Origin of the sequence: Edaphovirga cremea (genome assembly GCF_003332275.1) — a bacterium.
GTDB lineage: Bacteria > Pseudomonadota > Gammaproteobacteria > Enterobacterales > Enterobacteriaceae > Edaphovirga > Edaphovirga cremea.
Genome location: NZ_QOVA01000036.1, coordinates 1 through 22,957, shown reverse-complemented (window position 1 = coordinate 22,957; position 22,957 = coordinate 1). Strand labels below are relative to the sequence as shown.

The 22,957-nt window shown below is 51.4% G+C and carries 14 protein-coding genes; 9 read left to right on the top strand and 5 right to left on the bottom strand.

Features of this window, described 5'->3' with window-relative positions; all coding sequences use genetic code 11:
- Nucleotides 1-253 precede the first annotated feature (253 nt).
- Nucleotides 254-1,147: a YcbJ family phosphotransferase gene (locus DRI82_RS22645; RefSeq protein WP_114196157.1), complete on the top strand. Its 894-nt coding sequence runs from the start codon at nt 254-256 to the stop codon at nt 1,145-1,147.
- A 5-nt stretch (nt 1,148-1,152) separates the two neighbouring features.
- On the opposite strand, the gene elyC is transcribed toward DRI82_RS22645, so the two are convergent.
- Nucleotides 1,153-1,917, bottom strand: coding sequence for an envelope biogenesis factor ElyC (gene elyC / locus DRI82_RS22640; RefSeq protein WP_114196156.1), 765 nt, complete (start codon nt 1,915-1,917; stop codon nt 1,153-1,155).
- Nucleotides 1,918-2,068: 151 nt separating this feature from the next.
- Between elyC and cmoM the strand changes: the two genes are divergently transcribed.
- From cmoM to DRI82_RS22605, 7 genes are all read left to right on the top strand, one after another.
- Entirely contained in the window at nt 2,069-2,854 is a 786-nt protein-coding gene (gene cmoM / locus DRI82_RS22635; RefSeq protein ID WP_114196155.1) for a tRNA uridine 5-oxyacetic acid(34) methyltransferase CmoM, read from the top strand.
- Nucleotides 2,851-4,173, top strand: coding sequence for a chromosome partition protein MukF (gene mukF, locus DRI82_RS22630; RefSeq protein ID WP_114196154.1), 1,323 nt, complete (start codon nt 2,851-2,853; stop codon nt 4,171-4,173). Before cmoM ends, mukF begins: the two co-directional genes overlap by 4 nt.
- Nucleotides 4,154-4,873 (top strand): chromosome partition protein MukE, encoded by a 720-nt coding sequence (gene mukE / locus DRI82_RS22625; RefSeq protein WP_114196153.1) that lies wholly within the window; start codon nt 4,154-4,156, stop codon nt 4,871-4,873. The genes mukF and mukE overlap by 20 nt, the downstream gene beginning before the upstream one ends.
- A 2-nt stretch (nt 4,874-4,875) precedes the next feature.
- Complete coding sequence (gene mukB, locus DRI82_RS22620; protein ID WP_114196152.1) at nt 4,876-9,324, top strand: chromosome partition protein MukB; 4,449 nt, start codon at nt 4,876-4,878, stop codon at nt 9,322-9,324.
- Nucleotides 9,325-9,572: 248 nt separating this feature from the next.
- Nucleotides 9,573-11,417 carry a L,D-transpeptidase gene (gene ldtD, locus DRI82_RS22615; protein ID WP_114196151.1) on the top strand — a complete coding sequence of 615 codons (1,845 nt, stop codon included), beginning with the start codon at nt 9,573-9,575 and terminating at the stop codon, nt 11,415-11,417.
- 180 nt (nt 11,418-11,597) lie between these two features.
- Nucleotides 11,598-12,146: a peptidoglycan L,D-endopeptidase MepK gene (gene mepK, locus DRI82_RS22610; RefSeq protein WP_114196150.1), complete on the top strand. Its 549-nt coding sequence runs from the start codon at nt 11,598-11,600 to the stop codon at nt 12,144-12,146.
- A gap of 69 nt (nt 12,147-12,215) precedes the next feature.
- Nucleotides 12,216-12,863, top strand: coding sequence for an MBL fold metallo-hydrolase (locus DRI82_RS22605; RefSeq protein ID WP_114196149.1), 648 nt, complete (start codon nt 12,216-12,218; stop codon nt 12,861-12,863).
- A gap of 242 nt (nt 12,864-13,105) precedes the next feature.
- Here the strand turns inward: DRI82_RS22605 and DRI82_RS22600 are convergent, their stop codons facing one another.
- From DRI82_RS22600 to pncB, 4 genes are all read right to left on the bottom strand, one after another.
- Complete coding sequence (locus tag DRI82_RS22600) at nt 13,106-14,296, bottom strand: amino acid aminotransferase (RefSeq protein WP_114196148.1); 1,191 nt, start codon at nt 14,294-14,296, stop codon at nt 13,106-13,108.
- A gap of 272 nt (nt 14,297-14,568) precedes the next feature.
- Entirely contained in the window at nt 14,569-15,660 is a 1,092-nt protein-coding gene (gene ompF / locus DRI82_RS22595) for a porin OmpF (protein WP_281269803.1), read from the bottom strand.
- Between the two features lie 300 nt (nt 15,661-15,960).
- Nucleotides 15,961-17,361: an asparagine--tRNA ligase gene (gene asnS / locus DRI82_RS22590; protein ID WP_114196147.1), complete on the bottom strand. Its 1,401-nt coding sequence runs from the start codon at nt 17,359-17,361 to the stop codon at nt 15,961-15,963.
- A gap of 238 nt (nt 17,362-17,599) precedes the next feature.
- Complete coding sequence (pncB, locus tag DRI82_RS22585; protein ID WP_114196146.1) at nt 17,600-18,805, bottom strand: nicotinate phosphoribosyltransferase; 1,206 nt, start codon at nt 18,803-18,805, stop codon at nt 17,600-17,602.
- A gap of 242 nt (nt 18,806-19,047) precedes the next feature.
- Here pncB and pepN point away from each other — a divergent pair, with 242 nt between their 5' ends.
- Nucleotides 19,048-21,666, top strand: a complete 2,619-nt coding sequence (gene pepN / locus DRI82_RS22580; RefSeq protein WP_114196145.1) for an aminopeptidase N — start codon at nt 19,048-19,050, stop codon at nt 21,664-21,666.
- Nucleotides 21,667-22,957 lie beyond the last annotated feature (1,291 nt).

Genomic DNA, 22,957 nt, shown 5'->3' with positions numbered 1-22,957 from the left:
CCGTAAGTAATCCATAGATGCAAATGTCAGATCGCGATGCGCCTGTTAGGGCGCGGCTGGCAAGAGAGCCTTATAGGCGCATATGAAAAACCTCCGGCTATGCCGGAGGATATTTATTCTTTTCTTTTGGCATCAATCCTGACTATTCTGAATTCCCACTGGTTTTATCCGCTGTTCTTTGATCTGTATTGAAGAAATCATCCGCTGATACTCACATGATAGTGCTGCATTTTCGCTTACGCGCAGGATATCTATGGAACAGTTAATCGCAGAGTTGAGTATTGTCCTTGGTGAATCTATTTCGCGACTTGAATGCGTAAGCGAGCAACCTTACGCCCATCTTTATGCCATGTATGACAAAGAAGGGAATGCGATCCCGCTTTTGGCGAAAAGCTATGTTTGTCCAGGCGTTGCGCAGCAAGAGGCCTATAAATTATCGATGTTGGCGCGCGATGGCTATGTGCGTTTGCCGACGGTCTATGGTTTGGTTGTCACCAGTCAGGCGCCATACAAAGAGATCCTGCTGATGGAGCGGTTGCGCGGTGTGTCAGTTGAGGCACCCGCACGTACTCCGCAGCGTTGGGACATGCTGATGGATCAAATCGTTGAAGGTATGTTGGCGTGGCACCGCATTGACAGCCATGGCTGTGTGGGGACGGTCGACAGTACGCAAGAGAATAACTGGCGCAGTTGGTACATGCAAAGGGTCGAGGTGTTGTGGTCGACGGTCATCAATATGAATTCGTCACAAATAACGCTGGAAGATCGCACCGCGCTTTACCGTGCCAAAGGCAGTTTGCCGCGCCTGTTCGAGGGATTCAATGACAGTGCCGTATTGGTACATGGCAATCTCAATCTACGCAGTATGCTAAAAGATCCGCGCAGCGATCAACTGCTGGCGATGCTCAATCCAGGCAACATGTTATGGGCGCCGCGGGAATACGATCTGTTCCGCCTTTGTGATGATGGATTATCAGGGCAACTGTTATACCGTTATCTACAGAAAGCGCCAGTTGCTGAGTCCTTCGTCGCGCGCCGCTGGTTGTATGTAATGTGGGAAGCGATCGACCGGTTCTTGCACACGGGCAAACTCGATCGTCTGGCCTTTGAAAATGCCAATAAACAACTGCTTCCGTGGCACGAATAACCTAGTTAATGATCGTCACCTTTAACCTGTTGCCAGAGTTGGCCTAACTTTTCGTACCAGGCCCTTTCGCTGTGCGACAGATACATTGCCTGCGGCAGGGCTTTCTCCCACCAATTCAGCGCTGACTCGATCGCCAACTGATTTGCAGGCACCGGAATGGGATGCAACCCTTTTTTCTGGAAGAAGACGATAGCTCGGGGCAGATGGTTTGCTGATGTGACCAGCAGGAAAGGGTGGCTACCGACCAGACGTGCGACTTCTTCGGCTTCCTGCTCGGTATCCCGGGGTTTATCCAGTAAAATAATATCCCTGTCTGGCACACCCAGACTCTCGGCTACCAAGGCAGCCGTTTTCGCACTGCTTACCGGGTTGGTTTTTGCGGCAGCGCCGGTAAAAATCAGTTTTGACCCAGGATGTGCCAGATACTGACGAACGCCTTCTGCTACGCGCGGCAGACTGTTGCCAATCAGGTTTGAACTGGGTGCCCAAGAGGGATTGAAAGTATAGCCACCGCCAAGCACCACGATATAGTTGATCGCCACTTGTTCGTTATAGGTTGGATAGCGTGACTCAACGGGTTTTAGCAGGCGATCGGCGATCGGTTGCAAACTTAGCAGTAGCAACATTAGCCAACTGAGAGAAAAAAACACTTTCCCTGTTTTTTGCCAGCGGGTAAACCACAGCAAAATGAGGGCCACAGCCATCAGCGCCAACAGGAAAGGAAGCGGCATGAGCAGGCCGCCGACGACTTTTTTCAGGTCAAATAACATCTAAAACGGGTCCTTTTGGGCGAAAAACCAACATCCAGGCAAGATAGCGCGCCAAGAAGATTCATTCTAAGCCAGCCTGTGCCAAAATAGCAGGTTTGAAGCGAACTCATTCACTCTGATGTAACAGATTTATCGGGCGGGGCCGATCTCCATGCAGGATCGCAATTTTGACGACATTGCTGAAAAGTTCTCACGCAATATCTATGGCACAACCAAAGGTAAGATTCGTCAGGCGGTACTGTGGCAGGATCTCGACGGACTGTTGGCCCAGCTTCCTCAACGGCCATTGCGGATTTTAGATGCCGGTGGCGGCGAGGGATTAATGGCCTGCGAATTGGCCGCTTTAGGACATAAGGTATTGTTGTGTGATCTCTCAAGTGAGATGATCGCGCGGGCGAAAGTGGCTGCACATGAAAAAGGTGTGAGCCAGAACATGCAATTTGTACAAAGTGCGGCACAAGATATCGCACAGTACTTGGAACAGCCGGTTGATCTGATATTGTTCCATGCAGTGTTGGAATGGGTGGCCGATCCGCAACAGGTATTACAGGCGTTAGAAGCCTGTCTGGCACCCGGCGGGGCACTCTCCCTGATGTTTTTTAACTACAATGGGCTGTTGATGCGACACGTTGTGGTAGGTAATTTTCTCTACGTCGATGAAGGGATGCCTATCAAGAATAAACGTTCGTTGTCACCCGATCACCCGCTTAATCCCCCCGATGTTTATCGGTGGCTGGAAGAGATGGGGATGTGCATCAGTGGTAAAACCGGCGTGCGGGTTTTCCACGACTATTTGAAGAATAAGCAGCAACAAACACAGGATTTTGCCGAACTACTGGCGTTGGAACAGCGCTACTGCCGGCAGGAACCGTTTGTGAGTTTGGGGCGCTACATTCACGTTATGGCGCATAAACCCAATCTGAAGGACGAATTATGAGTGAATTTTCCCAGACTGTACCCGAACTGGTCGCCTGGGCCCGGAAAAATGACTTCTCGATTTCGCTCCCAACGGAACGACTTGCCTTTCTGTTGGCGATTGCGGCCCTCAACGGTGAGCGCCTTGATGGTGAAATGAGCGAGGGCGAACTGATAGATGCATTTCGCCACGTCAGCAAAGGCTTTGAGCAAACGAATGAAACCGTGGCGGTGCGCGCCAATAACGCCATTAATGATATGGTGCGCCAACGTCTGATCAACCGCTTTACCAGCGAACTGGCGGATGGCAATGCCATTTACCGTCTGACGCCGCTGGGCATTGGCATTACGGATTACTACATTCGTCAGCGTGAATTTTCAACGCTGCGGCTTTCCATGCAGTTGTCGATGGTTGCGCAGGAACTGAAACGCGCAGCCGATGCGGCGCAAGAGGGCGGTGATGAGTTTCACTGGCATCGAAACGTGTTTGCGCCGCTCAAATACTCGGTCGCAGAAATTTTCGACAGTATCGATATGACCCAGCGGATCATGGATGAGCAGCAGCAGGGTGTAAAAGAGGATATCGCTGCGTTGCTGAACCAGGATTGGCGGGCGGCGATTTCCAGTTGTGAAATGTTGCTGTCAGAAACGTCCGGTACACTGCGGGAGTTGCAGGATACGCTTGAAGCTGCCGGTGACAAACTGCAGGCCAATCTGTTCCGTATTCAGGAAGCGACGATGATTGGAATCGAGCTGGGTTTTGTCGATAAACTGGTGTTTGATTTACAGGCCAAACTCGACAGAATCATCAGTTGGGGCCAGCAGGCTATCGATCTGTGGATCGGCTATGACCGACACGTACATAAATTTATCCGTACGGCGATCGACATGGATAAAAACCGGGTATTTGCCCAGCGCCTGCGGCAATCGGTTCAGAACTATTTTGACAGTCCATGGACGCTGACGTTTGCCAATGCAGATCGCCTGCTGGATATGCGTGATGAAGAGCTGGGCTTGCGCAGTGAGGAAGTGACCGGTGAGTTGCCACCTGAGCTGGAGTTTGAGGAGTTCAGCGAGATCCGCGAGCAATTAGCGGCACTGATCGAACAGGCTCTGCTGATTTATCAGCAACAGAATACCCCGCTGAATTTAGGGTCAGTGATGCGCGAGTATCTCACCCAATATCCGCGTGCCCGTCATTTCGATGTGGCACGTATTGTGGTCGACCAGGCTGTACGCCTGGGTGTGGCTGAAGCAGATTTTTCAGGGTTGCCGGCTGAATGGCAGGCAATCAATGATTACGGAGCCAAGGTGCAGGCCCATGTCATCGACAAATATTGAACAAGTAATGCCAGTAAAACTGGCACAGGCGTTAGCCAATTCGTTGTTTCCAGCGCTTGATAGCCAGTTGCGCAGTGGCCGCCATATCGGCATTGATGAACTGGACAATCATGCCTTCCTGATGGATTTTCAGGACGAACTGGAAGCATTTTACACGCGTTACAGCGTTGAACTGATTCGTGCGCCGGAAGGATTTTTCTATCTGCGCCCGCGTTCTACCACGCTTATCCCGCGCTCGGTGTTATCCGAGCTGGATATGATGGTCGGAAAGATCCTCTGCTACCTCTACCTCAGCCCGGAACGTTTGGCGCACGAGGGGATTTTCAGTCAGCAGGAGCTGTACGACGAACTGTTGAGTCTGGCGGACGAGAGCAAATTGCTGAAGTTTGTTAACCAGCGCTCTACCGGCTCCGATCTGGATCGTCAGAAGTTGCAAGAGAAGGTGCGCACGTCACTCAACCGCCTGCGTCGTTTGGGCATGATCTATTTCATGGGTAATGACAGCACCAAATTTCGTATTACCGAAGCGGTATTCCGCTTCGGTGCTGATGTCCGTAGCGGTGATGACGTGCGCGAATCGCAACTGCGTATGATCCGTGATGGTGAAGCCATGCAGGTGGAAAACAGTCTGTTACTGAATGATGAAAGCGACGATGAACAGCAGACTGGAAATGCGTCAGAAAGCGGAGAGGATGAATAGGAATGATTGAACGCGGTAAATTTCGCTCACTGACCCTGGTTAACTGGAACGGTTTTTTTGCCCGGACCTTTGATCTCGATGAATTGGTAACCACGCTTTCGGGCGGTAACGGGGCGGGTAAATCCACCACCATGGCCGCTTTCGTCACGGCGCTGATCCCCGATCTCACCTTGCTGCACTTTCGCAATACTACCGAGGCTGGTGCAACCAGCGGCTCGCGCGATAAAGGTCTGCACGGCAAATTACGTGCCGGGGTCTGCTATTCCACACTGGATGTGGTGAACTCGCGGCATCAGCGCGTCGTCGTGGGTGTGCGCTTGCAGCAGATCGCCGGTCGCGACCGCAAAGTGGATATCAAACCCTTCGTCATCCAGGGATTGCCGACGGCCATTCAACCTACGCAGATCCTGACCGAAACCGTCGGTGAGCGTCAGGCGCGGGTGCTCTCGTTGCAGGAACTGAAAGAGCGGGTGGAAGAGATGGAAGGGGTGCAGTTCAAGCAATTCAGCTCCATCACCGACTATCACTCGCTGATGTTCGATCTGGGGGTTATTCCTCGCCGGCTCCGCTCTTCCGCCGATCGCAGTAAGTTCTATCGCCTGATTGAGGCATCGCTTTACGGCGGTATCTCCAGCGCTATCACCCGCTCACTGCGCGACTACTTGCTGCCAGAAAATAGCGGCGTGCGCAAAGCGTTCCAGGATATGGAAGCCGCGCTGCGGGAAAACCGTATGACGCTGGAAGCCATTCGCGTCACGCAGTCCGACCGCGATTTGTTCAAGCACCTCATTTCGGAAGCGACATCTTATGTGGCGGCAGACTATATGCGCCATGCCAACGATCGCCGTATCCATCTCGACAGTGCGTTGGTACTGCGTAACGATCTGCTGACCAGTCGCAAGCAGTTGGCCCATGAACAATTCCGCCATGTTGATATGGCGCGTGAATTGGCGGAGCACACCGCGTCTGAATCCGATCTTGAAACCGATTATCAGGCCGCCAGCGATCACCTGAATCTGGTGCAGACCGCCATGCGCCAGCAGGAGAAAATTGAACGTTATGAATCTGATCTTGAAGAATTAACCTACCGTCTTGAAGAGCAGAACGAAGTCGTGGCGGAGTCCAGCGAACTTCATGCCGAACACGAAGCCCGTTCTGAAGCGGCTGAGCAGGAAGTGGATGAACTGAAAAGCCAACTTGCAGATTATCAGCAGGCGCTGGATGTGCAGCAAACACGCGCAATTCAATACCAGCAGGCGCTGCATGCGCTCGAAAGAGCCCGTGAACTCTGCCAGCTTCCGGATCTGACGGCAGACAATGCCGAGCAATGGCTTGATACGTTCCAGGCGAAGGAGCAGGAAGCAACCGATATGTTGCTGATGCTCGAGCAGAAAATCAGCGTTGCTGATGCCGCGCACAGCCAATTCGAGAATGCTTACCAGTTGGTGGTAAAAATCGCGGGCGAAGTCAGCCGCAGTGATGCCTGGAAGACAGCACGCGACCTGCTGCGCGACTGGTCATCCCAACAGCATCAGGCTGAGCGGGTACAACCGCTACGTATGCGTCTGTCTGAGCTGGAGCAACGCCTGCGCGAACAACAGGATGCCGGGCGTCAGTTGCAGGAGTTCAGCAAGCGCTGCGGTCAGGATTATCAGCCTGAGGATCTGGATGAACTGCAGGCTGAGCTTGAACAACAGATTGAAGAGCTGACGCTCTGCGTGTCGCAGGCGGGTGAGCGCCGCATGGAAATGCGTCAGGAGCACGAGCAGTTGCAACAGCGCATCAAAGCCCTTACCGCCCGGGCGCCGGTCTGGCTGGCGGCGCAGGATGCGTTGTCGCAATTGAGCGAGCAGAGCCGCGAGCCGCTGGAAACCAGCCAGCAGGTTACGGAATACATGCAGCAATTGTTGGAGAGCGAACGTGAGACTACCGTCGAACGTGACGAAATCTCCGCGCGTAAACGTATCATTGATGCGCAAATTGAGCGTCTGAGTCAGCCAAGCGGTGCTGAAGATCCGCGTATGATCACGCTCGCTGAACGCTTTGGTGGTGTTCTGCTGTCTGAAATTTACGATGATGTCACCATTGATGACGCACCCTATTTCTCCGCGTTGTACGGTCCATCCCGTCATGCCATCGTCGTTCCTGATCTGTCGTTGATTCGCGATCAACTGGACGGATTGGAAGAGTGCCCGGAAGACTTGTATTTAATCGAAGGGGATCCGCAGTCCTTTGATGATAACGTCTTTGGTGTGGAAGAGCTGAACCGCGCAGTAGTGGTCAAAATTGCCGATCGTCAGTGGCGCTATTCACGTTTCCCTGAAGTGCCGCTCTTTGGTCGCGCTGCGCGTGACAACCGTTTGGACGTGCTGCATAAAGAGCGTGAAGATCTGGCTGAACGCTACGCCACGCTCTCTTTCGATGTACAAAAAATTCAGCGCGCGCATCAGGCGTTCAGTCGTTTCATCGGCAGCCATCTGGCTGTCGCTTTTGATAATGATCCTGAGGCTGAAATTCGCCTGCTTTCGACCCGTCGCAGTGAGATTGATCGCGCGCTGAATGCCCATGAAGGGCAGAACCAGCAGCAACGTCAGCAGTATGAGCAAGCAAAAGAGAGCGTGGCAATACTGAATCGCTTGCTGCCTCGTGTTGCGCTGCTGAGCGATGAAACGTTGGAAGATCGTGTTGAAGAGATGCGTGAAGAGCATGATGAGGCGCAAGCATCAGCACGATACATTCAGCAGCATGGCGCATCTCTGGCAAAATTGGAGCCATTGCTGTCCGTGTTGCAAAGCGATCCTGAGCAGCATGAACAATTGAAAGAGGATTATGCCCAGGCGCAGCATGTGCAGCGTCTGACCAAGCAGCAAGCGTTCTCCCTGACGGAAGTGGTACAGCGTCGCTCACACTTCGGCTATACCGACTCGGCGGGCATGCTGACCGAAAACTCCGATCTGAATGACAAACTGCGCCAGCGCCTGGAACATGCCGAAGCCGAACGTACGCGCTGTCGTGAACTGTTGCGTCAGCATCAAACCCAATTTACCCAATACAGTCAGGTTCTGGCGTCGCTGAAAAGTTCCTACGATGCCAAGCGTGACATGCTCAAAGAGTTGGGGCAGGAGTTACAGGATATTGGCGTTCAGGCAGATGCCAGCGCTGAAGTTCGCGCCCGCACGCGCAGGGATGAATTGCATGCCGCACTCAGCAATAACCGTGCCCGTCGCAATCAGCTTGAGAAGCAACTGACGTTCTGTGAAGCTGAAATGGACGCGTTACAGAAGAAACTGCGCAAACTTGAGCGTGACTATTATTTGATGCGTGAACAGGTGGTGACGGCGAAAGCTGGCTGGTGTTCCGTGATGCGTCTGGTCAAGGATAATGGCGTGGAGCGCCGCTTGCACCGCCGCGAACTGGCGTATATGGACGGTGACGAATTACGTTCGATGTCGGATAAGGCATTGGGGGCGCTGCGTCTTGCCGTGGCGGATAACGAACATTTGCGTGATGTGCTGCGTCTTTCAGAAGATCCCAAACGTCCTGAGCGTAAAATCCAGTTCTATATCGCCGTTTACCAACATCTGCGCGAGCGTATCCGTCAGGATATTATTCGTACCGATGATCCGGTGGAAGCGATTGAACAGATGGAGATTGAGCTGGGTCGCCTGACCGAAGAGCTGACGGCGCGCGAGCAGAAGCTGGCGATTAGCTCAAAAAGCGTCTCCAACATCATTCGTAAAACCATTCAGCGTGAACAGAATCGTATCCGCATGCTGAATCAGGGATTGCAGGCCGTCTCCTTTGGTCAGGTGAAGAGTGTACGCCTCAATGTGAACGTGCGTGAAGCCCATGCGACACTGCTTGATGTGCTCTCTGAGCAGCAGGAGCAGCATCAGGATTTGTTTACCAGTAATCGCCTGACCTTCTCTGAAGCGCTGGCAAAACTGTATCAACGCCTGAATCCGCAAATCGACATGGGGCAGCGCACGCCGCAAACCATTGGTGAAGAACTGTTGGACTACCGCAACTATCTGGAAATGGAAGTTGAAGTCTTCCGTGGCTCTGATGGTTGGTTACGGGCTGAAAGTGGTGCGCTGTCGACCGGTGAGGCGATCGGTACCGGGATGTCGATTCTGGTTATGGTGGTACAGAGCTGGGAGGAAGAGTCCCGTCGCCTGCGTGGAAAAGATATTTCCCCATGCCGGTTACTGTTCCTCGATGAAGCGGCGCGTCTGGATGCGAAGTCGATCGCCACGCTGTTTGAGCTTTGCGATCGTCTCGAAATGCAGTTAATCATTGCTGCACCGGAGAATATCAGTCCAGAGAAAGGCACAACCTACAAGCTGGTGCGTAAGGTATTCCAGAACCATGAGCATGTACATGTGGTGGGCTTGCGCGGCTTTACGCCAATTGAACCTCCCGTTGTGACCAGTCATTCCACGGAGAATTAGACTTCCTCTTGAGAATACGTCACGCGCTGTACAAAAAGTCGCCAAAAGGCGACTTTTTTCATCTGCTTAGCGCATTAGCAGAACAAACTTTATTTGACGTTATAGGTAAAATGACGCCAATATTCGGTAGCAAACGTTTATTATTTATCGGCAAAGCAAAAGCCGCTTTCTGTTTGTATACTTAAACCAATAATCAGTGCTGAATAACGGGTTGCCCGTTATTTTTTGACATTATCAGGGGGCAAGGGATGATGCTTAAGAGCGAACGTTCTCTTAGACGGATAGTTGTGGGCTGCGCACTTGCGTATAGCCTTTCGCCTGTTTTTCAGGCGTGGTCAGCTATGCCAACGCTTCCTGGGGTATCGCATACGATATCCGCTCAGCAGGGCAGCAATGAGTTATTGTCGGCATTACCGAAAAGTATTAAACCTTTTTTCCTTTCTACCTTGTCCTCGCTGTATGCCTCTAATCAGATGCAACCGATGTGGCAAGACAGTGGAGCCGTCCAACAGTTCGAACAGCAACTGGCTGAACTGGCGATTTCCGGTATACAACCACAGTTTACCCAGTGGGTACGATGGTTGAGCGATCCGGCGGTAACTGGTATGGCGCGTGATATTGTGCTGTCCGACGCGATGCTGGGCTACTTGCAGTTCACATCCGGCGTTGGTGCCAATGGCAGTAACTGGCTCTATACTTCTGTACCTTACAAAATGTCGGTGCCCGCCAGCACGGTGATTAATCAGTGGCAGATGGCATTGCGCAATGGAACGCTGGACAGCTATGTCCGTACCCTGGAACCCCACCATCCGCAGTATGCAAAAATGCATAAGGCCTTGAAAGCTATGCTGACGGATAACCACCCATGGCCACAAATGGTCAATAGCCCGAGCTTGCGTCCGGGCCAACTGAGTGATGATATCCCGGCTCTGCGGGAGATTCTGGCACGCAGTGGAATGATGACACCTCAGCCTATTGCCAAGAGTGTGGATGAAACCGTACCGGTCCAGACGCCAGATAAAAATGTTCCGGCGGTCGATGACGATCTTTCTGTTGATGAAAGTGTCGCGCAGAATAATACGTCACCGACAGTGGTGAGTCCTGCCGCAGCGCCTATTCAGGACATTGTGGCGCCACCGAATACCAGTGCAGGTGCTTCCCCTGTTCCTGCCGTTGCGGTAGTCGACAATCGCTACACGGACGATCTGGTGGAAGGGGTGAAACGCTTTCAAAAATGGCAGGGTCTGGAGGATGACGGAATCATTGGCAAGCGTACGCGTGACTGGTTGAACGTGACGCCACAAACCCGTGCCACCCTGCTGGCGCTGAATATTCAACGCTTGCGTATTTTGCCTGGTAATGTCGAAACCGGCATTATGGTGAATATTCCCAATTACTCGCTGGTTTACCATCTCAACGGCGTGGAAGTTCTCTCTTCACGGGTTATCGTCGGTCGTCCAAGCCGTAAAACGCCGCTGATGAGCAGCGCACTGAACAACGTGGTCGTTAACCCGCCATGGAATGTCCCCACCAAACTGGTGCGTGAAGATATCCTGCCTAAAGTGATGGGGGATTCGAGCTATTTACAGCGCCACGGTTATATGCTTATTTCGGGGAGTGGCGATGCGCAAGTGGTCGATCCTTCAATGATTGACTGGAGTATGGTGTCTTCGCGTAACTTCCCGTATCACATTCGTCAGGTACCGGGTGCCACGAACTCGCTGGGGCGCTTCAAATTCAACATGCCAAGTTCGGAAGCGATCTATTTGCACGATACGCCGAATCATAACCTGTTCCAGAAGGATATCCGCGCGCTAAGTTCCGGTTGTGTACGCGTCAACCGTGCCTCGGATCTGGCTAACATGCTGTTGATGGACGCGGGATGGAATAATGCCCGTGTCAATTCGACATTAAAAGCGGGCAACACGACGTTTGTTCCAATTCGCCACCGTATCCCGGTTCAGCTTTACTATCTGACCGCCTGGGTATCGGATGACGGGAAACCGCAATTCCGCACAGATATTTACAATTATGACAACACAGTGAGATCTGGTGCACAAATCCTTCCTCAAGCTGAACTTTTACTGCAATAAATGCAGTAAATCTCAATAAGTAACGGTCTGATAATTGGGTACTACGATGAGAGTCTTATTCTGTGGCTCTCATCGGCCTTTCTGCAACGCGGGTTGACTCGCTTTGCGATGACGGTTAAGGTTCGGGAAGCACAGTAATGTGCTTATTTTTTGACTCTTTTGCCGGGTATCAGACAGTTCATGGATCAAATAGATAATCATCGCCGTAAATGGCTGGCATTAGGTACTGCCGCTATGGGGATCGCACTGCTACCAAGGCAGGCGTTCGCAACTCTCTCTACTCCTCGTCCGCGTATTTTAAAGTTGAATAACCTGAATACCGGCGAATCCATCAAGGCTGAGTTCTTTGACGGAAAAACGTATAACAAGGATGAGTTAGCCCGGTTGAATCATTTGTTTCGTGACTACCGAGCCAACAAAATGAAAACCATTGATCCTCGTCTCTTCGACCAGCTCTATCGGTTGCAAGTGTTGATGGGGAACAATAAACCAGTCCAATTAGTTTCAGGTTATCGTTCGCTGGTAACCAATGACGATTTGCGAAAGCACGGACGGGGTGTTGCGAAGCACAGCTATCACACCCAAGGGCGCGCCATGGATTTTCATATCGAAGGCCTGCAACTCAGTAATATTCGCAAAGCGGCATTAAAAATGCGGGCGGGTGGTGTAGGATTTTATCCACGCAGTAACTTCGTGCATATTGATACCGGCCCGGTTAGATCCTGGTAGTTATCAGCATGTTGGGTTAGCATACGGGCAATAGTCATTATTGCCCGTCATTGCCCGTCGTGGAGCTTTATGAAATATCTCATTATTCCAGTCACCGCCTTCAGCCAAAACTGTTCATTGATTTGGTGTGAAAAAACCAAGCAGGCCGCCATTGTTGACCCCGGCGGTGATGCAGACAGAATTATCCAACAGGTTGCCAACCAGGGTGTAGAAGTTAAGCAGGTCCTTCTGACTCACGGTCATCTGGATCACGTCGGCGCGGCTGCAGAGATCGCCGCCCACTATCAGGTGCCAATAGTTGGACCACAGAAAGAAGATCTTTTCTGGCTGGATGCGCTGCCAGAGCAGAGCCGGATGTTTGGTCTGGAAGAGTGTGCACCGCTGTCACCGACTCAGTGGTTGGAGGAGGGTGATGAGGTCAGGGTGGGTGACGAGACGCTGTCCGTTCTGCACTGTCCCGGTCATACGCCGGGTCATATCGTCTTCATTAATCAGACGCAGCGCCTGGCAATATCCGGTGATGTTTTATTCAACGGTGGAGTGGGTCGCAGTGACTTCCCTCTTGGCGACCATCAGGCGTTGATTAATGCGATCCGGACTAAATTGTTGCCTCTGGGTGATGATATGGCGTTTATTCCCGGCCATGGTCCCATGTCGACATTCGGTCAGGAGCGCAGGAGTAATCCTTTCCTGCAAGATGAACTGCCTATCTGGTAAACACCCGTCATACTTCACGCTGCAGGTGCGTTGACTGCGTCCTCGAACCCCAGTCACATAGTTATCTATGCTCCTGGGGATTCTCGGCCTTGTCGCCTTCCCGCAACTCGAATTATTTAGGGTGTCTACCCGCCATACTTCAAGCTGGAGATGCGTTGACTGCGGTCTTAAACCTCGCTCAAGTAAAAAAGCCAGCGGAGATAATTCTTCCCGCTGGCTTTTTTACTGCTCAGGCGCTGTGATTACAGCACAGCGACAATGGCTTCACACAGTGGAGCCATATTGTCTGGGGTCATGCCAGCTACGTTGACTCGACCTGAGTTCACAGCATACACCGCAAACTCATTACGCAAACGCAGTACCTGTTCTTTGGTCAGGCCACTGAACGAGAACATACCGTTCTGCTCAATGATGAAGCTGAAGTCCTGCTCTGCGCCTTTTTCTCGCAGCGTATTAACAAACAATTGACGCATGCGGTGAATACGCTGACGCATATCAGTCAGTTCCTGCTCCCAAATGGCACGCAGTGCTTCATTGCCCAGAATAGTGGCAACAATCGCGGCACCGTGTGACGGCGGGTTGGAGTAGTTGGCGCGGATACCCGCTTTAACCTGGCTGAATGCGCGCTCTGCAGTTTCAGCATCAGCCGCAACCAACGTACAGGCACCCACGCGCTCGTTGTACAGACCAAAGTTTTTGGAGTAGGAACTGGCAACCAGCAATTCATTATGGCTGGCAGCAAAAATGCGCAAGCCTTGGGCATCTTCTTCCAGACCCTTGGCGAAACCTTGATACGCAAAGTCAAACAGTGGCAGCCAACCTTTCTTCGCAGAGATTTCGGCTAACGCAGCCCATTGCTCTGGCGTTGGGTCAATCCCTGTCGGGTTATGACAGCAACCGTGGAACAGAACCACATCACCGGCTTGCGCGGCTTGCAGGCTGTTGACCATGCCATCAAAGTCCAGCGCATGATTGGCAGCATCGTAGTAAGCATATTCAGCCACGTCCAGACCGACTGAAGAGAAGACGTTCTTGTGGTTAGGCCAGGTTGGATTGCTGATCCAGATACGTTTGGCATTGGTCTGATTGGCAATGAAATCGGCTGCAACACGTAAACCACCGGTACCGCCAGGGGTTTGTGCGGTTTTTGCACGCTTGTCACTGATGATGGCGCTGTCCTTGCCAAACAGCAATTCCTGAGTGCAACTGGCGAAAGCGGGCAGGCCTTCAATGCTCAGATAATTTTTGGTGCTTTCGTTTTCCAGCAGATACTGCTCTGCTTTTTTAACGCTGGTCAGAACCGGGGTTTTACCCGTTTCATCTTTATAGACGCCAATACCCAGATTAATTTTGGTAGGGCGTTCGTCAGCGCGGAAAATGTCAGTCAACCCCAGAATAGGATCGGCAGGTGCGGCAGTGATTTTCTCAAACATGTCAGAAGCTTCCGTGGCTTGGTGTTTATCGGTCAGAAGTATCAGGTTACCGCCAGTTAACGGCTTTGCCAACCGTTTGCGATAAGAAAGAAAAGATTGTTATGCAAGCAGGCTCGCAATGAGGAAAACTTAACAAGAAGGGGAGAGAAAAAGGATCGTTTTTATGCTTTTTAACCACTAAAAAATGCAAAAGGCAGAGCCGAAGCCCTGCCTTAACTATCATTCAAACTGAACCACTACCTCTAAACTAAACGTTCAGATAAACAGCGGAATTAGAACTGGTACACCAGACCAACAGCAACGATATCGTCGTCGTTGATACCCAGTGGGTTGTCGTCGTTGATCTGATTGATCAGGTAATCAGCATAGACAGACATGTTCTTGTTGAAGTAGTAAGTTGCGCCGACATCAATGTATTTAACCAGATCAGCATCACCTACGCCTTCGATGCTTTTGCCTTTAGACTGGATGTATGCCAGAGATGGGCGCAGACCGAAGTCGAATTGGTACTGTGCAACCAATTCAATCACCTGGGATTTGTTAGCAAAACCGCTAACGCTTACGCCTGGGACTGCAGTTGGAATGCTGATTGCAGACAGGTTACGGTATTCAGCATACATTGCAGCCAAGTACACGTTGTTTGCATCATATTTCAGAGCAGTTGCCCACGTTTCAACTTTATCACCGCCACCGATAGCGGAGTTGGACTGGCCATCAACACGGTCAGACGCGCCGTAGGCACCAGAAATGCCAACACCGATTGGTGAGGTGTAAGAAGTTGAAATACCATAGCCGTCACCGTTAGCACGGTTCAGGTCGGTACGGTCATTTTTACCCTGGTACTGTACTGCGAAATCCCAGCCATCAACCAGGCCGAAGAAGTTGTTGTTACGATAAGTAGCAACGCCAGTAGTACGGTTAGTCAGGTAGCCATCGGTGTAGTCAGAGTCGCCACCGAATTCTGGCAGCATGTCGGTCCAGCTCAGGGTGTCGTAAACAACACCATAGTTACGGCCATAATCGAATGAACCGTAATCAGCAAATTTCAGACCAGCGAAGCCCAGACGGGTTTTGTTGCCGTCTTGTGCGTCTTCACCATTTTCAGTGTGGTTCGCTTGAATGTTGTATTCCCACTGGCCGTAACCGGTCAGTTGGTCAGTGATTTGCGTTTCACCTTTGAAGCCAAAACGGACGTATGATTTGTCGCCGTTGCTGCCATCGTCATCGGAGAAGTAGTGCAGACCGTCAACTTTACCGTACAGATCCAGTTTGTTGCCGTCTTTGTTGTAGATTTCTGCTGCGTTTGCTGCACCAGCAGCCAGCAGAGCCGGGATAACCACTGCAAGAATGTTGCGCTTCATCATTATTAATTACCCTCATTGGTGTTATTTGGACACCTTGCCACTGCCGACAATAATTTAGGGAACTATTGTTGAGAGTTTGGTGTCTCCTGTGTCTGAACGCAGTGTTCCATTCACTGACCTGTTAATCCACACCGAAAATGCTACGAATCCCCTAATCCTGTTTCAGAAAGAAACTATGTATTACAAAATGTAAAAAATAGGGAACTTTGTGACAAAGGTCTAAGTTTAAAAATGTAAAAGGCCAGCATTGCTGGCCTCTGTTTTGTAACAAAATTGTATTTATACTGAAGAAATATAGCTTTAGAACGTGGCGTTTCGTGGTGTTCTTGGGAACGGGATCACGTCCCTGACATTTTGCACGCCAGTGACATAGGCGATTAAACGTTCAAAACCGAGTCCAAAGCCGGAATGCGGTACGGTACCGTAGCGACGCAAATCGCGATACCACCAGTAATCTTCTTTATTCAGACCCATCTCTTCCAAACGCGCATCCAAAATATCCAGACGCTCCTCACGCTGCGAACCGCCGATGATCTCGCCGATTCCTGGTGCCAATACGTCCATGGCCGCGACGGTTTTTCCGTCAGCATTCATACGCATGTAGAAGGCTTTGATGTCCTTCGGATAGTTCTTAACTACGACGGGTGCTTTAAAGTGTTTCTCAGCCAAATAACGCTCGTGTTCAGAGGATAGATCGATACCCCATGAGACATCATTCTCAAACTTCTGACCGCTCTTAATCAGAATCTCAACGGCGTCGGTATAGTCAACCTGGGCGAAATCGGAGGAAACGAATCTTTTCAGACGATCCATGGCATCTTTATCTACCCGTTCATTAAAGAACGCCATGTCGTCAGCACGTTCATCAAGCACGGCCTGGAATACATATTTCAACATTTTCTCGGCCAGCGCGGCCGCATCATCAAGCGTTGCGAACGCGACTTCTGGCTCAATCATCCAAAACTCAGCCAGATGGCGGCTGGTATTGGAGTTTTCAGCACGGAAAGTGGGACCGAAAGTGTAAACTTTTGACAACGCACAGGCGTAGGTTTCGCCGTTCAACTGACCCGAAACGGTCAGGAAGGCCTCTTTACCGAAGAAGTCTTCGCTAAAATCGACTTTACCTTCATCGGTGCGCGGCAGGTTTTCCAGATCCAGCGTGGAAACGCGGAACATCTCGCCAGCACCTTCAGTATCGGACGCAGTAATCAGCGGGGTGGAAACCCAGAAATAACCGTTTTCATGGAAAAAGCGGTGCAGCGCCTGCGCCAGGGTATGGCGAACGCGCGCCACAGCACCAATCATATTGGTACGTGGGCGCAGGTGGGCGACTTCACGCAGGTATTCGATACTGTGGCGTTTAGCCGCCATCGGATAGGTATCGGGATCGTCGACCCAACCCACGACTTTCACTGTGGTCGCCTGAAGTTCAAAACTCTGGCCTTCACCAGGGGACGCAACAACCGTGCCGGTTACTTCAACCGAACAACCCGTGGTCAGGTGCAGAACCTCATCCTGATAATTGGGCAGAGAATTATTAACGACGGCCTGTAAGGGATTAAAGCAGGAGCCGTCATAAACGGCGAGGAAGGAGATACCAGCTTTAGAATCTCTCCGGGTACGCACCCAACCGCGGACGGTGACTTCGCTGTCAACCGCAGCACGGCCTTGCAGTACGTCGACTACAGGCACAACGCTCATAGATTTCTCTCTTTAATAAATGTTTATTCAGGATAACGGACACCCCAATTCCGGGGATTTTGCTATGTTACTTACCGTGGTGCAGGACACAAGCAGAAATAGCGGCTCTGGGGCAACATTTGTTGCGTTTACGTGGAATAGAGGCGTAAGACGGGAATTAATCGCAATCAGGAAGGAAAAGTGGTGGTTGCGCGCACAGACCGCGGCAGTTATCTGCGTACGGCCTGTGAATTGGCGATCAACTGGCTTTTTTCACCAGAGGCAAATCGAAGGCTTTGCGTAGCGCTTTAACAAATGCTTGGTCATGACAGATGGTTTTACCTGGGCTATCTGACAATTTGGCTACGGGTTTTCCGTTGCATTCCACCAGCTTAATCACGATGTTCAGTGGTTTCACCCCGGGAATGTCGCAGGTCAGACGAGTACCAATCCCGAAAACCAATTTTACTCGCGTGTAGAAATGGCGGTACAGATCCAGCGCCTTGTCCAGATCCAGATTATCGGAGAACACCAGTGTTTTGGTCATTGGATCGATACCCAGCTTCTGATAGTGGGCAATCGCTTTTTCTCCCCATTCAACCGGATCCCCAGAATCATGTCGCAACCCGTCATAGCGGTCGGCAAACTGCGCGCCGAAATCCCGCAGAAAGGCGTCCATAGCGATGCAATCTGTCAGGGCGATACCGAGTTGTGCCGGATACTCATCCAGCCAGGCCTGCAATGCAGCCCGCTGACTGTTGGCCAGCACGGGACTGATTTGCTGATGCGCCTGGAACCATTCATGGGCTTGGGTGCCGACAGGTGAAAGATTCAGTTGACGAGCCAGATCGTAGTTGCTCGTCCCGACCAAATAAGGAAACTCGGCTTTCAAGGTGCTGACGATAGCGTGCTGAACCTTGCCTGAAAAACGGCGGCGTGTGCCAAAATCCATCAGTTTGAAATGCGAGATATCAATATCTGACGCCATCTTTTTGAAACGCGCTAGTTTCTTGTGTAACTGGTCTACTGCCATCTCGACAGTGACTTGTGACGAACGATGTCGATGCACCACTTCGCTGATCACCGCCAGCAAAGGCACTTCCCACATGATCACTTCACGCCAGGGACCCGCAATGCGGATCGTGAGCTTGCCGTCCTGGTTGAACACTTCGACCTGCTGCGGCTTGAAGCGAAAATCCTTCAGCCAGTGCAGATAATCTTTCTGGAAAAAGGGCAGGCTGCTGAGGTAGCGGTATTCGGCCTCTGTCAGCGCCATTGCGCTCATCATCTTGACTTGCGCGCGGATTTCCTCAGCATATTCACCCAGTAATTCATCACCACGGCATCTGAATTCCGCCGCAACAGTAATGTTATGGTATCTGTGATAGACCGCTTGCTGCATATGCAGCTTATAAGCATCGGTATCGAGTATTGAGGTCAAGAGCGGGGAAGCGTATTGGGTCATGGCGCGTTACAGCGTCCTCGTTAGGAGCAATTCCACATTCGGGATAATCGTCAAAGTTGAAGGAGTATACCTTGATTATCCTGTTATTGAAGTCTCATCACACCATAAAAGCACGGCATAGGTCGAGGATTAAACGTGCCCTCGGCGTTAAGTTATGTTTTTTAACGTTACCATTTTGCAACCTGCCCGTAACCAGAATAGACTCGTTGAACATAACTTACTGAACGTTGAAAGGGTTTTTTATGACACATCAACCGCAAGCAAAATTCCGTCACGATTATCGTGCTCCGGACTACACCATTACCGATCTGGATTTGAATTTTGAACTGGATGCGGAAACGACCAAAGTCACGGCGACCAGTGAGATTAAACGCCTGGGAGCCATTGGCGCGCCGCTGGTATTGAATGGCGAAGACCTGACGTTGGTGAGCGTTAATGTTAATGGGCAACCCTGGCCGAGTTTTCAGCAACTGGAAAATACGCTGATTATCAATCAACTGCCTGATACATTCACGTTAACCATAGTAAATGAGATCCACCCGGCTAAAAACAGTGCCCTTGAAGGGCTGTATCTCTCCGGCGAGGCATTGTGCACTCAATGTGAAGCCGAAGGTTTCCGCCACATTACCTATTATCTCGATCGTCCAGACGTTTTGGCACGTTTCACCACCCGGATTGTTGCGGATAAAGCGCGTTATCCTTTCTTGTTGTCCAACGGCAACCGTATCGATCAGGGCGATTTGGGTGATGGGCGTCACTGGGTAAAATGGCAGGATCCGTTCCCGAAACCCTCTTATCTGTTTGCTTTGGTCGCCGGGGATTTTGATGTTTTGCGTGACGCCTTTACCACCCGTCCGGGTCGTGATGTCGCGCTCGAACTCTATGTTGACCGCGGTAATCTTGATCGTGCCGATTGGGCGATGGCTTCACTCAAGCAGTCCATGAAGTGGGATGAAACCCGTTTTGGCCTGGAGTACGATCTCGACATTTATATGATCGTGGCCGTCGATTTCTTCAATATGGGGGCGATGGAAAACAAAGGGCTGAACATTTTCAACTCCAAATATGTGCTGGCCAAAGCGGAAACCGCTACGGATAAAGACTATCTGAATATAGAAGCGGTGATTGGTCACGAATATTTTCATAACTGGACCGGCAACCGCGTGACCTGCCGCGACTGGTTCCAATTGAGCTTGAAAGAGGGGCTGACGGTATTCCGCGATCAGGAGTTCAGTTCTGATTTGGGTTCGCGCCCGGTAAATCGTATTGATAATGTACGCGTCATGCGTGGCGCTCAGTTTGCTGAAGATGCCAGTCCGATGGCGCATGCGATCCGCCCGGATAAAGTCATTGAAATGAATAACTTTTATACGCTGACAGTGTATGAAAAAGGGTCAGAAGTGATTCGTATGATGCATACGCTGCTTGGAGAAGAGAAATTCCAGGCGGGTATTCAGCTCTATTTTGAACGTCATGACGGCAGTGCTGCCACGTGTGATGATTTCGTTCAGGCAATGGAAGACGCATCAAATGTCGATCTTTCCTTGTTCCGCCGCTGGTATAGCCAGGCGGGGACACCGGTGTTGACCGTGCGTGATGAATATGATGCGGAGCATAAGCAATACCGTTTACATGTTAGCCAGAAAACCCCGCCTACCGCCGATCAAGCCGAAAAGTTGCCGCTGCATATCCCTCTGGATATTGAGTTGTATGATGAAGCAGGGAATGCCATCACATTGCAGCGGGACGGCAAGCCGGTCCACCATGTGCTGAATGTCATGGCCGCTGAACAGACTTTTGTTTTCGATGGTGTGGATCACATGCCGATCCCTTCTTTATTACGTGAGTTTTCTGCCCCGGTAAAACGGGATTATCCCTACAGTGACCAGCAACTGACATTCCTGATGAAACACGCCACCAACGAATTTTCACGTTGGGATGCGGCGCAGAGTCTGCTGGCCACATACATCAAACTCAACGTCGCGCGTCAGCAGCAGGGACAGGCGCTGTCTCTACCACTGCACGTTGCCGATGCTTTCCGCGCCGTATTGCTGGATGAGAATCTCGATCCTGCACTTGCAGCCCAGATTCTGACGTTGCCGTCGGAAAATGAGATTGCTGAGCTTTTCGACACCATCGATCCATGGGCTATTTCCGCGGTGCATGAAGCGATTACCCGTTGTCTGGCAACTGAAATGGCAGACGAGTGGCTTGCTGTTTACAACGACAACAAGATTGCTGAATACCGTGTAGTACATGCTGATATCGCCAAACGTACGCTGCGCAATGTATGCCTGCACTATCTGGCGTTTGGGGATACCAAACTGGCTGATAAGTTGGTGAGTGACCAGTATTATCACGCCGATAACATGACCGACTCTTTGGGTGCCCTGAGTGCTGCGGTCTCTGCGCAATTGCCTTGCCGGGATACGTTGATGACCGAGTTTGACGAGCGCTGGCATCAGGATGGATTGGTGATGGACAAATGGTTTGTTCTGCAAGCTACCAGTCCGGCGGCGGATGTGTTGGATAAGGTCAAATCGCTGTTGAACCACCGTTCGTTCACGCTGAGTAATCCCAACAGATTGCGTTCACTGATTGGTGGATTTGCCTCTGGCAATCCGGCAGCCTTCCACGCGGTTGACGGTAAGGGTTATCAGTTTCTGGCTGAGATTCTTAGGGATCTGAATACGCGTAACCCGCAAGTGGCAGCGCGACTGATCGAGCCACTGATCCGTTTGAAACGCTATGATGCACCTCGGCAGGTGATGATGCGGGGGGCGTTGGAGCAATTGAAGGGATTGGAGAATTTGTCTGGCGACCTTTATGAGAAGATCAGTAAGGTGCTTGATGCGGGGTGAGTTTTTTATTGCAATTTTGATATTTCTGACTTTCAAAAGAAGGCTTTGTTGGTTGATTGCTTTGGGTTTTGTTTCGTTCTTCCAGTGTGAAGATCGGCAATCAAGCAGGGGACAAAAGCGTGTCCCCTGCACCCGCGCTTTCCGCAGCATAAATTGCCCGCGTTGCGGGTCCCCTCGGTTGTCATTGCGGCGGACGGGTCGGCTTTAGGCTACAGTCCCTGTAGCCGGACGCCTTTCGCCGCCGTCCTGGCGGCTCATCCCTGCCTCCATTCCGCCCTCAGCAATTCATGATGCTCGGGGGAAGGTCAAAGACAAAAGACAAAAGAAATAATCAAAAGAGAAAATGAAAACCTCAGGATTTTATCAATTAATCATTATTTTTTTATCAGTAGCCTTTGACGTTGACCTTCCAAGAGCGTCATGACTCGCTGAGCGAAGAACGCAGGCAGGGGCGAACCGCCAGGATGGCGGTGAGAGGCGTCCGCCCACATGGATGTGGGCTAAAGCCGACCCGTCCGCCGGAGAGATGAGGGAAGGGACCGGCGCAGCCGGCGAGAAATGCCGCGGAAAAGCCCGGGTTCAAAGGGTCGCGGCGACTGGCGACCCTTTGTCGGTTGAGGCTTCGAGGCTCAAGTAGAAAAATACATTTATATCAACCGAAACCTGCTCCGAACCTGTTTTAAAACAATAGTTCACGCATGGCTCGAACCTAAAGCCGACCCGTCCGCCGGAGTGATGAGTGAAGGCACCGGCACAGCCGGCGAGAAATGCCGCGGAAAAACCCGGGTTCAAAGGGTCGCGGCGACTGGCGACCCTTTGTCGGTTGAGGCTTCGAGGCTCAAGTAGAAAAATACATTTATATCAACCGAAACCTGCTCCGAACCTTTTTTAAAACAATAGCTCACGCATGGCCCGAACCTAAAGCCGACCCGTCCGCCGGAGAGATGAGGGAAGGGACCGGCGCAGCCGGCGAGAAATGCCGCGGAAAAGCCCGGGTTCAAAGGGTCGCGGCGACTGGCGACCCTTTGTCGGTTGAGGCTTCGAGGCTCAAGTAGAAAAATACACTTATATCAACCGAAACCTGCTCCGAACCTTTTTTAAAACAATAGCTCACGCATGGCCCGAACCTAAAGCCGACCCGTCCGCCAGAGTGATGAGTGAAGGCACCGGCACAGCCGGCGAGAAATGCCGCGAAAAAGCGCGGTGCAGGGCCGCGCTTACGGCCCTGCTTATATCTTGATTATCACTTTAACAGAGCGATAATCCCCTGACTGATCATCGGGGGTGCTGT

What these genes read in the sequence shown, in the direction of transcription:
- DRI82_RS22605 (WP_114196149.1), top strand. Translation starts at nt 12,216, where the DNA reads ATGAAATATCTCATTATTCCAGTCACCGCCTTCAGCCAAAACTGTTCA.
- ompF (WP_281269803.1), bottom strand. Translation starts at nt 15,660, where the DNA reads ATGATGAAGCGCAACATTCTTGCAGTGGTTATCCCGGCTCTGCTGGCT.
- pncB (WP_114196146.1), bottom strand. Translation starts at nt 18,805, where the DNA reads ATGACCCAATACGCTTCCCCGCTCTTGACCTCAATACTCGATACCGAT.
- pepN (WP_114196145.1), top strand. Translation starts at nt 19,048, where the DNA reads ATGACACATCAACCGCAAGCAAAATTCCGTCACGATTATCGTGCTCCG.
- mukF (WP_114196154.1), top strand. Translation starts at nt 2,851, where the DNA reads ATGAGTGAATTTTCCCAGACTGTACCCGAACTGGTCGCCTGGGCCCGG.
- asnS (WP_114196147.1), bottom strand. Translation starts at nt 17,361, where the DNA reads ATGAGCGTTGTGCCTGTAGTCGACGTACTGCAAGGCCGTGCTGCGGTT.
- mepK (WP_114196150.1), top strand. Translation starts at nt 11,598, where the DNA reads ATGGATCAAATAGATAATCATCGCCGTAAATGGCTGGCATTAGGTACT.
- mukE (WP_114196153.1), top strand. Translation starts at nt 4,154, where the DNA reads ATGTCATCGACAAATATTGAACAAGTAATGCCAGTAAAACTGGCACAG.
- DRI82_RS22645 (WP_114196157.1), top strand. Translation starts at nt 254, where the DNA reads ATGGAACAGTTAATCGCAGAGTTGAGTATTGTCCTTGGTGAATCTATT.
- DRI82_RS22600 (WP_114196148.1), bottom strand. Translation starts at nt 14,296, where the DNA reads ATGTTTGAGAAAATCACTGCCGCACCTGCCGATCCTATTCTGGGGTTG.
- cmoM (WP_114196155.1), top strand. Translation starts at nt 2,069, where the DNA reads ATGCAGGATCGCAATTTTGACGACATTGCTGAAAAGTTCTCACGCAAT.
- ldtD (WP_114196151.1), top strand. Translation starts at nt 9,573, where the DNA reads ATGATGCTTAAGAGCGAACGTTCTCTTAGACGGATAGTTGTGGGCTGC.
- elyC (WP_114196156.1), bottom strand. Translation starts at nt 1,917, where the DNA reads ATGTTATTTGACCTGAAAAAAGTCGTCGGCGGCCTGCTCATGCCGCTT.
- mukB (WP_114196152.1), top strand. Translation starts at nt 4,876, where the DNA reads ATGATTGAACGCGGTAAATTTCGCTCACTGACCCTGGTTAACTGGAAC.